This is a genomic window from Streptomyces sp. 71268 (assembly GCF_029392895.1).
Lineage (GTDB): Bacteria > Actinomycetota > Actinomycetes > Streptomycetales > Streptomycetaceae > Streptomyces.
Window position 1 is genome coordinate 32,029 of record NZ_CP114200.1, and the last position, 12,330, is coordinate 44,358.

Below are 12,330 nucleotides of genomic sequence, written 5' to 3' on the forward strand. Positions count from 1 at the left end.
GGATCATGGTGTCGTGATACGTCGCCATGAACTGTCCGATGCCGAGTGGGAGTTCGTCCGGCCGCTGCTGCCCGAGTCGTTGCGGGGACGCAAGCGGCTGGACGACCGCAGGGTCCTGAACGGGATCGTGTGGAAGTTCCGGACCGGGACGGCCTGGCGGGATGTGCCCGAGCGCTATGGTCCGTGGGCAACGCTGCATACGCGTTTTCGCAGGTGGGCGGCGGACGGGACGTTCGACCGGATGCTGCGGGCCGCCCAGGCCAAGGCGGACGCGGCGGGTGACATCGAGTGGCTGGTGTCGGTCGACTCCACCATCGTCCGGGCACACCAGCACGCGGCCGGGGCCCGAAAAGGGGGCTCCAAGACCCGGCACTCGGCCGCTCCCGAGGCGGTTTGACCAGCAAGATTCACCTGGCCTGCGACGGTCGGGGCCGTCCTCTCGCCTTCCTCGTGACGGGCGGGAACACCAACGACTGTGCCCAGTTCACCGCCGTGATGGAAGCGATCCGGGTGCCCCGGATCCGACCCGGTCGACCCCGCACCCGACCCGATCATGTCATGGGCGACAAGGGCTACAGCTCGAAAGCGATCCGTACCTGGCTCCGTCGCCGCGGCATCCCGCACACGATTCCCGAGCGGGCCGACCAGGTCCGCAACCGGTCCCGGCGCGGCAGCCGCGGAGGCCGCCCGCCGGCCTTCGACCGCGAGGTCTACAAGCACCGCAACGTCGTGGAACGGTGCTTCAACCGCCTGAAACAGTGGCGCGGCATCGCCACCCGATACGACAAGACCGCCCAGTCCTACGAAGCAGCCGTCACCCTCGCATCACTCCTGATGTGGGCGTGACATTTGACGACAGAACCTAGGACGCTGCCGGACAAACCCCCCTCCGCCGGCTGAACCACCACGGCCTGGTGGCACCACCCACGGGGAGCCCCGGAGCTCCGGGCCATGACGCCAGGGTGTGTCGCGAGGCCCGGCTCGGGCAACGTCGCCCCGCCCCCAACCGGGCAACCCGCGGCGCCGTGGCGGCGTGTGGCCCGGGCGGCGGCGGTCGACCAACCCGCGCGACGGTGCCAAACGCGGCCGTGGTCGCGGTGGTTGAGTCTTGACCAGGCTCGCGACCTATGGAGATAGTGTGCGCATCAAGGGGTGTTCGATCACACCTTGCCGACAAGGGGGGTTCACATGAAGGCGGCTTCCGGCCCACGAGGCGTCATGGCCGTACTGGCGGCCACGCTGCTCCTGCTCGGCGGGGCCACCGCCACGGCACAGGCCGAGCCGACGAACCCGCCGACGCCCGCGGCGCCGTGCGACTACCCCTCCGTCTGCTTCGTCAAGGACGGCGAGGTCGTCTACGAGTACCACGAGGTGACCCCCTGGCAGTACCTGCCGGAACGGCTGCCCGCCCCCTTCCAGGTCATCAACACACGCCACGAGACCATCTGGATCGGCGACACCAAGGGCGGCGCCGAATGCGTCCAACCCGAGACGGTCGTCGAAAAGTGGTTCGGCACGTTGGAGACGCTGCGGATCGACGACTCGGTGGAATGCCGTCTCACCTGACCCCGGTGGTGTCGCCACCGCGACGGGACGGGCGGCCGGCGGGTCCGAGCAAGGCGTTGGAGCGACGAGGAGGGCGTGCGGCCCGGTGGAAGAACACGTGCACGAGGCCGTGGCGGGGAACCGCTATCCGGGGCGGGGCGTGGTGTGGGCGAGGACGCTCGATGGCGCGCTGTGTGGCGGCTACTTCCTCACCGGGCGCAGCGCCGCTTCCCGGTCCCGGGCCGTACGGCGGGGCGACGGGGAGCTGATCGTCTCCCCCACCGGCGAGTTCGAGCACGATCCGCTGCGGCACTACGTCGCGGCCCGCGAGCGGAATGGGTGGCTGGTCTTCGGCAACGGGGAGCAGGTCGCCGTGGTCTCGGACCGGCTGCGGCAGCGCCAGAGCGCCGTCGCGGCGCTGGGTGGGTTGGAGTACGAACCCGACCCGCCCATCTTCACCCCCCGCATCACCGTGGTGGCGGACCTTCGTTCCGGGCGGGACGCGTGGCTGGGTGCCGCGCGACGCAGCCGCGGCGCGCGTTCGACGGCCAACGTGCTGACGCTCGCGGTCCGGGACCTGGACCCCGGGGACGCCGTGCTGATGACCACGTACCGCTCCGACGGGCACACGGTCGCGACCGGCGAACCCTTCCTCGAAGTACGTACCACCGCCGCCGACCGGGGCCAACTCCTGGAAGAACTCTGGGGCGCGCTGACCCCCGAACTCCGCGTGGCGGCGGCCGTCTTCGAGCCGGGCCGGCTGGCCGACGCCACCATCCGCCACCAGGCAACCACCCGGGTGTGACCAACCCCGGGCAGCGGCCAGCGGGTGGGTCACGAGGCCGGCGCCGCGCCGGGGAGGCCGTACGGCGAGGCCGTACCGACGGCTGACCACCCACCCACCCACTGGGTGAGGCCCGTCCGCGCGACCACTGGCCGCCGGGGGCGGGACGTCGGGCGCGAGAGGCTGGGACGACGGGAGGGGCGCGGGCGTGGACTGGCACAGGCTTCTGCTGCTGTGGTGCGCGGCGTGCGCCGGTTGGGCGCTGGTCGGGTACGGATGGTCGCTGGCCGGAGCCACCCGGGCGCAGCGGGCGGTGCGGGTGTGGGGGCGGATCGCCTCGGTACGGACCCCCGCGCACGGTGATCCGGGCACGGCCGGGATACCCGTGGTGATCGCCTTCCCCGATCCCGCCACCGGGCAGGAGCACGCCCTGCCGTACACGGCCGAAGGTGGCCGGCAGTTGGACACGGTCTGGGCCGGGCGCGAGGTCGCCGTGGTCCACCCGCCCGGCCAGCCACAGCGGTTCCAGGTCACCTACGACCTCACGGACGGCCGGTACGGGTTGGCCTGGCCCCACTTCGCCGCCTTCCTGTCGTACGCCGGGTTGGTCACCGAGTTGGCTCTGCGGCACGGCTACCCGTGGGCGCTGCTCTGTGCGGGCGGGCCGCTGACCGTGCTGACGGCCTTCGTCCTGCGCCACGAGGTCAGGCTGGTCCGCCGCGAGGCGGCTCGCCTGGCCAGGGCGGTCGGCGTTCCGGGGCGCGTGGTCGCGGTGCAGGAGACCGCTCACGATGACGGCGAGTCCCAGTGGACCAGTCACGCCCCGGTGCTCACCTTCACCACCCGCGAGGGAACGCTCGTCACCGCCCGCCCGCACCCCCCACTGGCGCGCCCCTCGCGTGCGTACGGCCGCGTGGTCACCGTCCACTACGCGCCCGACCACCCCGAGGTCTTCACCCTGGACCTCGACGCTTCGCGGCGCTCCCGGGCCAGGTCCGTCGCATTCGCCATCGGGTTGTCGTCGCTGTGTGCGGCGACGACCGTGGCGGGTGCGCTCATGGTGTGACCCCCGGCCGCCACCACCAACCGAGAGTGGAGCGCTCCGGTGGAGCGAGGGACGGCCCCCGCACCCTCACCTCTTCCCACGAGGCTCGGGCGGGGGGCCGGTCGTGCCCGGCAGGCGGCGCGGTGACCTGGCCCTCAAGCCACGTCGGGCCTTTCGGGCGCCGCGCGGGGAACTGGTGCCGGTCAGCTCACCACGTACAGCTTCTTCGGCCAGCCGATGCGGTCGAGGCGCTTGAAGAGGTCCCTGATGTCGGTCGGGTTGAGCTTGATGCAGCCGTTGGAGTAGTAGTCGTTGGGGTTGCTGTTGGTCCACCGCTCGGACTCGATGGTGCCCTGCTTGCCGTTGGGCTTCATCTCGCTGTGAATGAACAGCTCGGTGCGCTTGGTGCCGTTGTGGCACTTGCGGTCGGAGAGCTTGATGACGAGGCCGTTGATGATGCCGTCGAAGTTCTTGCGGTGCCACTCGACGGCATAGGGCTTCTTCTCCGCGTTGGGCAGCCAGCCCTTGCCGACGGCGCAGGTGTTCTTGGTCTGGCCCGAGCCCGCCTTGTACTTCTTGAGCACCTTGTCGCGGCCGGCGGTGCGCTTGACCAGCTCCAGACGGGAGTTCGTGACCGAGCCCTTGTCGAAGCGCAGGTAGTGGGCGTCGGTCACCTTGGCGGAGGCCCGGGTTTCGGTGTGCGCCTGGGCCGGGACGGCCGTGGTGGCCGTCAGGCCGCCGACGACGACGGCGGCGAGCGCGAGGGAGGTGAGGTGTGCCGGCCTTGCGGTCTTTCGCATGAGAACACTCCGTGGTTGCGTGTGGCGGTTCGCGCCTTGCTTGCCCTTCGAGACTGCTGGCCGCGGACGGGCCGAGGCAATGGCGACCCACTGTCCCGGACAGGAGGGGGCTGTCCGGGCTGGTCACGGACGTGTCCGGACGCTGTCCGGGACCGGTGGTGACGGGGGCGGGCACCGGTATTGTCCGCGTGTCGCGGGATGGCTCACGATGTCGGCATGGCGAATGTGGGGGATGTTCAGCCGCACCAGGCCGGAGACCCAGGCGAGTTCACGGCCGCCATGCGACAGCTCAAGGAGCGCTCCGGCCTGACGTACCGACAGATCGAGAAGCGTGCCGCCGAGCACGGCGAGGTGCTGGCCCGCAGCACGCTGGCGGACGTACTCAGCGGAAAGGTCGCGCCACGTCCCGAGCTCGTGGCCGCGTTCGTACGAGTCTGTGGGGACGGGGACCGGGTGGGTGAGTGGCTACGGGCACGGGAGAGGGCCCTGAGTAAGGGGAGGAGTCAGGCTGACAGTGCGGCAGCGGCAGCGACGCCGGCTCAGCGCACACGGCGCGGGGTGGGGCAGCGCCGCAAGCCCGCACTGCTGCTGGGGGTCGCCGCGGTGATCATCGGGGGCGCCACCGTATGGGGCGTGAGCCTCGTTGGCGAGTCGGGCGGTTCCGGTGGTGGCGGAGGGGACGCGTCCGCGCCCTCGGGGGAAGGGGCCGTTCTGCCGCGAGGCCCGGTGCGGATCCGACCGGTCCTGGCGGACAACATGTGTCTGACCGACGGGCGTGTCGAGGGCTACGACTCGCTGGTGGCGGTGCAGCGTCCCTGCCGTGACGTCGCGCCGCAGGAGACCGAACTGGTGCCGGCCGCGAATGGCACGTTCCGGGTGCGGTGGTACCACCCCGACCACGGCGAGGGCTGCCTGAACGTGGTGACCGCTCCTACCGGTGCCGCGCTGCTGGAACCGTGGGAGGACTGCGGGAAGACGAGCAGGTTTTACGTCGACCCCTCGGCATCCGGTGGTGACGATCGGTACGTGCTGCGTGTGGTCGGCGGTGGCTGTGTGGCCATCAGCGGGTCGGGGAGGTCCGCCGGGGCACCAGCGGTGAAGCAGCCGTGCGACGGGGGCGGAGCCCAGCTCTTCTCCATCTCGCCCGCGTCCTGAACCGGCCAGTGGGTGCGCCCGCGATCACTCCACGGCCCTGTCCCGAGTCGGTGGCGCTGCGTGACCGAACACGGTGGGTGGCCATCTGAGTACGCCTACTCAGGACAGGACCGGGCGGCCCCGAAAGGCTGGGATCATGACGACGCCACCTCCCACCGGACCGCCGCCGTACCAGCCCGAACCCGCCCAGCACGGGAACACCTCCGCGTTCGGCCCGGAACACGCGCCTCCCGCGAGCAACCCCGGGTACGGCTCTCCACACCCTCCCGGACCCGGCTTTCCCACCCCTCCCCCGGCCCGGCGGCCGGGGAGGCGCCGGGCGGTGGTCGCCGGTCTTCTCACGCTGGCCCTCCTCCTCGTCGGCGGGGCCACCGCATGGTGGCTGACGCGCGACGAGGACCGCTCCGCGCTGGCCGACCAGCCTCGGGTCACGGACGAGAAGGCCGGGATCTCCTACGCGATACCCGAGGGCTGGGAGCGCGACAAGGGCGGCCTGATCGACGCCTTCACCTCGGCGGCCGGCGAGAAGAGCGCGGATGGCAAGGGCGGCTCGGTCATGGCCGGCCGGGCCGGCGGCGTACCGCAGTCCAGGCTGCGGTACGAGGCAGAGCGCGCGGCCTCCTCGAACGCCGAGTTCTTCTGCCCGGACGGGAAGTCGACGCCCCAGGAGTCCAAGGCGACGACGGTGGGCGACCGGCCCGCACACACGGCGGTACTGAAGGTCACCCACTCAGACTGCGGCACCCTCTACCTCCGTATGACCCTCGTCTCGCTGGACGACAGCCGCTCGGCGTTCCTCATCGGCCTCGCCGAACAGCGGGGGCGGGAGCAGGTTGACATGGTGCTGGAGGACGCCTCGCCGCTGTGACCGCCTCGTCGCCGTGCGCACGGCCGGCCGGCAGGGCCGCCGCGTCCCGCGTGGACGCCTCGCCCGCGCGTCGCCGCGCGAATGAGGGGTCGCGCGCGAAGGATGGGCGTTTCGGGGTACGCGATCGAGACCGTCTCTCGGCCACGAGGAGGACACCGGCACACCAGGAATCCCTTGCGCACCGGGCGGGTGGTGGCACGCGCGCCGGGTCGGGGGCGTCACGCACCGCGTCAGAGGTGGGTGGCACGCTCCGGCCGAGGGTGGGCGGCGCGCACCCGGACGGCTCGCCGGGTGTGAGCAATCTCCTCATATCCGCCAGAGGAGGTTTGATCACCCGTGATCGGGCGCAGCAGCTTGACTCGTACGAGACCGCTCCCCACGCGGTTCGCAACACACGAAGGGAAGGGCGAGTCGTGTCCACTGGCACACCCCCCGATGACGCCGCGCTGGACCCCGAGGCCGTCAGACGCCACCGGCCGCTGTTCCGAGCCATCGCCCGCCGGAAGAACCCCAGGCTGCGGCGGTCCGACATCACGGTCACCGACGAGAAGACCGTGCGGCGCGCGGTGAAGGCGGCGGCGCTCGGTAACGCCATGGAGTGGTTCGACTTCGGCATCTACAGCTACCTGGCCGTCACCATCGGGCACGTCTTCTTCCCGTCCGGCAACGACACGATGCAGCTCCTGTCGTCGTTCGCGACCTTCGCCGTGGCCTTCCTGGTACGGCCGCTCGGCGGGCTCTACTTCGGGCCGCTCGGCGACCGGGTGGGCCGCAAGAAGGTGCTCGCGCTCACCATGATCCTGATGGCGCTCGGCACCTTCTGCATCGGGCTCATCCCCTCGTACGCCTCGATCGGCTTCTGGGCGCCGGTGCTGCTGATCCTCTTCCGGCTGCTGCAGGGCTTCTCGACGGGTGGCGAGTACGGGGGCGCCTCGACCTTCATCGCCGAGTACGCGCCCGACAAGAAGCGCGGCTACTTCGGCAGCTTCCTGGAACTCGGCACCCTGGCCGGTTACGCGAGCGCCGCGGCCCTGGTGGTCGCGCTGACCGAGTGGCTGGGTGACGGCACGATGGAGGACTGGGGCTGGCGGGTGCCGTTCCTGGTCGCCGGGCCGCTGGGCCTTGTGGGCCTGTACCTGCGGCTCAAGCTGGAGGAGACGCCCGCCTTCCAGCGGCTTGAGGAGGAGACGGCGGACGAGCACATCACGAGCGAGGGCACCGAGCTCAAGGAGATCTTCGTGGCGCAGTGGCAGCGCCTGCTGCTGTGCGTGGTGCTCGTGGCGGCGTACAACATCTGCCACTACATGCTGCTCTCGTACATGCCCACCTATCTCACGGACGAGCTGGACTACGACGACTCGCACGGTCTGCTCATCCTGGTGGGCACCATGGTCGTGCTGATGTGTCTGGTCAACCAGGTCGGCCGGCTCAACGACCGGATCGGCCGCAAACCGCTGCTCGCGGCGGGCATGGGCGGCTTCATCCTGCTCTCCGTCCCCGCCTTCTGGCTGCTCCAGGAGGGCAGCTTCGCGGCTGTCACCGGCGGCATGCTGATGCTGGGCCTGCCCCTCGTCTGCCTGCTGGGCACGATGTCCGCCGTCCTGCCGGCCCTGTTCGCGACGAACGTGCGCTACGGCTCGCTGTCCATCGGCTACAACCTCGCCGCGTCTCTGTTCGGCGGCACGACGCCGCTGGTCATCACCGGTCTGATCAGCCTGACCGGCAGCGACATGATGCCCGCCGTGTACGCGATCGTGGCGGCCTCGGTCGGCCTGGTCGCCGTGGCGTTCATCAAGGAGACGGCCCGCCAGCCCCTGGAGGGCTCCCAGCCCTCGGTCTCCACCCACGAGGAGGCCGTGGAGATGGTGACGTCCCAGACCCAGGACCCCACGTTCTGACCGGCTCCGACCGGTACCGGGGGCCGGCCGGACGCGCCGGGCGAGGTGGTCGGGGAGGGCGACCTCGGGCATGTGCGGGGTGTACGTGTCTTGCGAGCCGGTTGTTGCGTGCATGACGATACGCGCATGGTGAATCCGACGGGCGCCTCCCGGCGCACCCTGCTCGCTACCACCGCGGCCACCGCCGCCGCGGCCGCCACGTCCACCGGCGTGGCGGCCGCGGGCGAGCCGGGCCGGCTCGCCTCACAGCCTCCCCCGCGGGAACTGCGGGCCTTGCTCCAGGAGATCGACCACCGCCGGATCGAGGCGACCGTGCGGCGCCTGGCCGCCTTCGGCACCCGGCACACCCTCTCCGCCCAGGACGACCCCGAGCGCGGCATCGGCGCCGCCCGCGACTGGATCCTGGCGCGGATGCGCGAGTACGCGCGGGCCTCCGGCGGCCGGATGACGGTCGAGCTCCAGTCGTACGTGCAGCAGCCGGCACCCCGTATCCCCGTCCCGACGCGGATCTCCAACATCGTCGCCACCCTGCGCGGCACGACCTCGCCCGACCGCGTCTACGTCGTCTCCGGGCACTACGACTCCCGCGCCAGTGACGTCATGGACCACACCAGCGACGCCCCGGGAGCCGACGACGACGCCTCCGGGGTGGCCGTCGCGATGGAGCTGGCCCGCGTCATGGCCACCCGGCGCACCGGCGCCACGCTGGTCTTCGCCGCCGTGGCGGGCGAGGAGCAGGGCCTGTACGGCGCGGCCCACCTCGCCCAGAGCTACCGGGAGCGACAGGCCGACGTACAGGGGATGTTCACCAACGACATCGTCGGCAGCCCCACCGCCGACGACGGCACCCGCGACCCCCACACCCTCAGGCTGTTCGCGGAAGGCGTGCCCACCTCCGAGACCCCGCAGGAGGGTGAGGTGCGGCGCTCCGTGGGCGGCGAGAACGACTCGCCCTCGCGGCAGCTCGCCCGGTTCGTCGAGGACGTCGCGGGGCCCGGGGTGACCGGCATGAAGGTCCGTGTCATCTACCGCAGGGACCGCTATCTGCGCGGCGGCGACCACATTCCGTTCCTTGAGCGCGCCTACCCCGCGGCCCGGTTCACCGAGCCCGCCGAGGACTACGCACACCAGCATCAGGACGTGCGCGTCGTCGACGGCAGGCAGTACGGGGACCTGCCCGAGTTCTGCGACTTCCCCTTCATCGCGCGCGTCGCCCGCGTCAACGCCGCGGCCCTGTGGAGCCTGGCCCAGGCCCCCGGCACGCCGCGCGGCGCGAAGATCCTCACCGCGGCCCTGACCAACGAGACGGAACTGGTGTGGGAGCGGGGCCCCGAGCCGGACCTGGCGGGCTACGAGGTGGTCTGGCGCGAAACCACCGCGGCGCGGTGGACCCACGCGAGGCTGGTGGGTGACACCACCCGCCACACCGTCGACCTGTCCAAGGACAACGTGTTCTTCGGCGTCCGCGCGGTCAGCCGCGCGGGGCTACGCAGCCCGGTGGCCTTCCCGACCCCACAGCGCTGACCGCCCCACGCGCTCCCCGCGCGACACCAGGCGCGGCGCGTCGCCTCCACGAAGTGGACGAAGGAGTGCGCGGTACGGCCCGCAGCCGTGGGAGGTTTCCCACGGCTGCGGGCACCGCGCCGTACCGGGGTCGCGTGGCTCGGCCCGCGTTCGCGCGTCAGGCCGGGACGCTGCCCGCCCGCAGGATGGCGCGCAGGCTGGTGAGGCTGTCGTTCGCGTGGCCCGCCGCGACACCGCGCCGGAACACGTCCAGCACGGCCTCGGGCAGACCCGCGTCCACTCCCCCCGCCCGCACCGTGTCCACCACGTGCTCCATGCTGGCCACCCCCATGGCGAGCCGGTCCACGTCACCCGTGTCGTCCCCGGTGCTGAGCCGTGGCGCGTAGAACCGGAAGAAGGTCGACAGCGAGTCGGCCACGTCCACCGAGTAGGGCAGGATCTCCTCGACCGAGATGCCGTGCGCCTCGGCCACGGCCACCGAGTGCAGCCAGGCAGTCAGGCTCGTCCAGAACAGGTCCATCTGGAGCTGGTAGTACAGCGCCGCGAGCCCCGGGTCCTCGCCCCGGTACTCGACCCTGCTGATCACTTCCAGGGCGTCCCGGTGCTCCTCGACGAGGTCCTTGGAACCGCTGTAGTACGTGAAACCGTCCGGCGTCCCCACCAGGTCCGGGGAGACCGCCACCCCGGCGGTGAGGTAGCGCGCCCCGTGTCGGGCCGCCCATGCCGCCGCCTCGCGCGCCCGCTCCGGGGTGTCGGAGCTGAGGTTGGCGAGGACCCTGCCCGACAACGCGGCCGTCACCGGTTCGAGGAGCGCGTACATCGCGGCGTAGTCCGTCAGGCTGAGGATCACCAACTCGTTCGCGCCCAGGGCCTCCTCGACCGAGGGAGCCAGCCGCGCGCCGGCGGCGACCAGGTCGTCGGCCCTGCTCGCGGTCCGGTTCCACACGGTCACCTCGTAGTCCCGCGCCAGGTACGCGCGCACCATCGCGCGCCCCATCGGGCCCAGACCGATCACCGTCACCGATCGTCCGTTCGCACTCATCAGAATCCCTCCACAACTCTCTAAAACGAACGCTCTATTTAGCGCTGCGACGCAACGTAGCACACCGCTGGAACGAACGCTCTATCCGATAGGCTGGCCCGCGTGAACACGGAGACGAACACCGAGGCCACCCCCGACACCCGCACCCGCATCGTTCGCGCGGCGTCCCTGCTGATGCAGCGACAGGGTTACGACGGCACCGGGATCAAGCAGATCGCCCAGGAGGCGCGGGCCACGCTCGGCTCCGTGTACCACTTCTTCCCCGGCGGCAAGCAGGAGCTGGCCGTCGCCGCCATCCACCACGGTGACCAGGAGTTCTTCGAGGTGCTGCGCGACGCGCTGGAGCGCGAGGAGGACACCGCGCGGGCCATCGCCGACCTGTGTCACGAACTCGCCGACGGCCTGCACGCCTCACGGTGGGTGGACGGCTGCCCCATCACCACGACCTCGCTCGGCACGGCCGGCCGCGCCCCCGACATCCAGACGGCCGCGGCGCAGGCGTTCGCCCGCTGGCGCGGACTGGTGCACGACAGGTTGCGCGCCTCCGGGATGAGCGAGAGCGACGCGCACGACCTGGCCCACACCGTGATCAGCACGCTGGAGGGCGCCGAGCTGGCCGCCCAGGTCGCCCAGAGCAAGGAGCCGCTGCAGATCGCGGGCAAACACCTCGCGCGGCTCATCGCCCTGCACCAGTAGCCCGGGCACACACCCGTCCCCGACTCCGGGGCGCCGAGGGCGCGGAGTCGGGGACGACGTGGTCGGACGCGTCGGGCCGGCGCGTGCTCCGCGCCTCACTCCTCCCTGGCGAGGCGGGGCCGCCGGGTCGCCGGCGCCCCCTGGCGCATGCGCCGCAGTACGAGCAACCCGCCGATGCCGGGGACGAGGGCGCGCGGGCGGGCGCCCGGGGCCAGGGCCGGCGGGGTGCGCCAGGCGATGACGATGATGACCAGGTAGGCCGTTCCGTGCGTCGGGCCACCGAGCGAGGTGATCACGCCGACGTGCACGGTGAAGACGTTGACCAGCAGGAAGACCAGGGATACGGCTTCGACCGCGGCCGCGATGCGGAGTGCGCGCACGATGCTCAGGCCCCCGTCGTGGAGCCGGGACGCACGATCATCAGGACGACGACCACCGCCCACAGCAGGTTGAACGTGCCCGTGACCATGGCCAGGCGCGCGGCGGCCGAGCGGGCCGCCTCCGCGACACCGGCGCCCGGGTTCGCGTCCGCACCCGCGTGCCCACCCAGGGCCGCGCCCGCCGGCTGGGCGAGCAGGCGCTGCTGTCCGGGCAGGATCGCCAGCAACAGCAGCGCGGCCGCGGCGGCGGTCAGCACGATCGAGGTCAGCAGCCAGGCGTCCGTGAGCACGCCGAGTTGGGCTCCCGTGGCCACCCCGAAGACCGGGACCGCTATGCCGACGACGGTGTACCCGCGACACACGCGGTGCAGGAGCGCCGCCGTCCGGGCGTCGTCCGAGCCGTCGCCGTCGGCCGCTGGGGAGCGGACGTAGCGGGGGAACATCGAGGCCGCGACCGTGATCGGTCCGATCGCCAGGATCGCCGCCAAGACGTGCACGGACAGCAGGAATTTCGTCACCGCGAAGCCCTTCTGGGTTGGCTGCCAATAGGTTGGCTGTCGAACTATAGGTAGCACGTTCGCGCGCCCTTTGGG

At 71.6% G+C, this 12,330-nt stretch carries 12 protein-coding genes and 1 pseudogene; 9 read left to right on the forward strand and 4 right to left on the reverse strand.

Going from position 1 to position 12,330, the window contains the following annotated elements; translation table 11 throughout:
* Positions 1-13 precede the first annotated feature (13 nt).
* The 4 genes and pseudogenes from OYE22_RS00145 to OYE22_RS00160 all read left to right on the forward strand — a co-directional run bounded on the left by OYE22_RS00145 (position 14) and on the right by OYE22_RS00160 (position 3,395).
* Positions 14-846 (forward strand): annotated as a pseudogene (locus OYE22_RS00145) (IS5 family transposase).
* 342 nt (positions 847-1,188) lie between these two features.
* A complete protein-coding gene (locus OYE22_RS00150) occupies positions 1,189-1,566 on the forward strand; it encodes a hypothetical protein (RefSeq protein ID WP_277318433.1) in 378 nt (125 codons plus the stop codon).
* A gap of 85 nt (positions 1,567-1,651) precedes the next feature.
* On the forward strand, positions 1,652-2,350 hold the full coding sequence (locus OYE22_RS00155) for an IMP cyclohydrolase (protein ID WP_277318434.1): 699 nt from the start codon (positions 1,652-1,654) through the stop codon (positions 2,348-2,350).
* A 187-nt stretch (positions 2,351-2,537) separates the two neighbouring features.
* Positions 2,538-3,395, forward strand: coding sequence for a DUF3592 domain-containing protein (locus OYE22_RS00160; RefSeq protein WP_277318435.1), 858 nt, complete (start codon positions 2,538-2,540; stop codon positions 3,393-3,395).
* 182 nt (positions 3,396-3,577) lie between these two features.
* On the opposite strand, the gene OYE22_RS00165 is transcribed toward OYE22_RS00160, so the two are convergent.
* Positions 3,578-4,174, reverse strand: a complete 597-nt coding sequence (locus tag OYE22_RS00165) for a hypothetical protein (RefSeq protein ID WP_277318436.1) — start codon at positions 4,172-4,174, stop codon at positions 3,578-3,580.
* 216 nt (positions 4,175-4,390) lie between these two features.
* On the opposite strand from OYE22_RS00165, the gene OYE22_RS00170 reads away from it, so the two are divergent.
* The 4 genes from OYE22_RS00170 (at position 4,391) to OYE22_RS00185 (ending at position 9,619) form a co-directional block, all read left to right on the forward strand.
* A complete protein-coding gene (locus tag OYE22_RS00170; RefSeq protein ID WP_277318437.1) occupies positions 4,391-5,329 on the forward strand; it encodes a helix-turn-helix domain-containing protein in 939 nt (312 codons plus the stop codon).
* 322 nt (positions 5,330-5,651) lie between these two features.
* Positions 5,652-6,197, forward strand: a complete 546-nt coding sequence (locus tag OYE22_RS00175; RefSeq protein ID WP_277318438.1) for a hypothetical protein — start codon at positions 5,652-5,654, stop codon at positions 6,195-6,197.
* Positions 6,198-6,610: 413 nt separating this feature from the next.
* Positions 6,611-8,095, forward strand: a complete 1,485-nt coding sequence (locus OYE22_RS00180) for an MFS transporter (protein WP_277318439.1) — start codon at positions 6,611-6,613, stop codon at positions 8,093-8,095.
* A gap of 126 nt (positions 8,096-8,221) precedes the next feature.
* Positions 8,222-9,619 carry a M20/M25/M40 family metallo-hydrolase gene (locus OYE22_RS00185; RefSeq protein WP_277318440.1) on the forward strand — a complete coding sequence of 466 codons (1,398 nt, stop codon included), beginning with the start codon at positions 8,222-8,224 and terminating at the stop codon, positions 9,617-9,619.
* Between the two features lie 157 nt (positions 9,620-9,776).
* On the opposite strand, the gene OYE22_RS00190 is transcribed toward OYE22_RS00185, so the two are convergent.
* Positions 9,777-10,661 carry an NAD(P)-binding domain-containing protein gene (locus OYE22_RS00190; protein WP_277318441.1) on the reverse strand — a complete coding sequence of 295 codons (885 nt, stop codon included), beginning with the start codon at positions 10,659-10,661 and terminating at the stop codon, positions 9,777-9,779.
* A gap of 102 nt (positions 10,662-10,763) precedes the next feature.
* Here OYE22_RS00190 and OYE22_RS00195 point away from each other — a divergent pair, with 102 nt between their 5' ends.
* Positions 10,764-11,357: a TetR/AcrR family transcriptional regulator gene (locus OYE22_RS00195; RefSeq protein WP_277318442.1), complete on the forward strand. Its 594-nt coding sequence runs from the start codon at positions 10,764-10,766 to the stop codon at positions 11,355-11,357.
* Positions 11,358-11,452: 95 nt separating this feature from the next.
* On the opposite strand, the gene OYE22_RS00200 is transcribed toward OYE22_RS00195, so the two are convergent.
* On the reverse strand, positions 11,453-11,737 hold the full coding sequence (locus OYE22_RS00200; protein WP_277318443.1) for a hypothetical protein: 285 nt from the start codon (positions 11,735-11,737) through the stop codon (positions 11,453-11,455).
* A gap of 5 nt (positions 11,738-11,742) precedes the next feature.
* Complete coding sequence (locus OYE22_RS00205) at positions 11,743-12,255, reverse strand: hypothetical protein (protein WP_277318444.1); 513 nt, start codon at positions 12,253-12,255, stop codon at positions 11,743-11,745.
* Between the last annotated feature and the right edge of the window lie 75 nt (positions 12,256-12,330).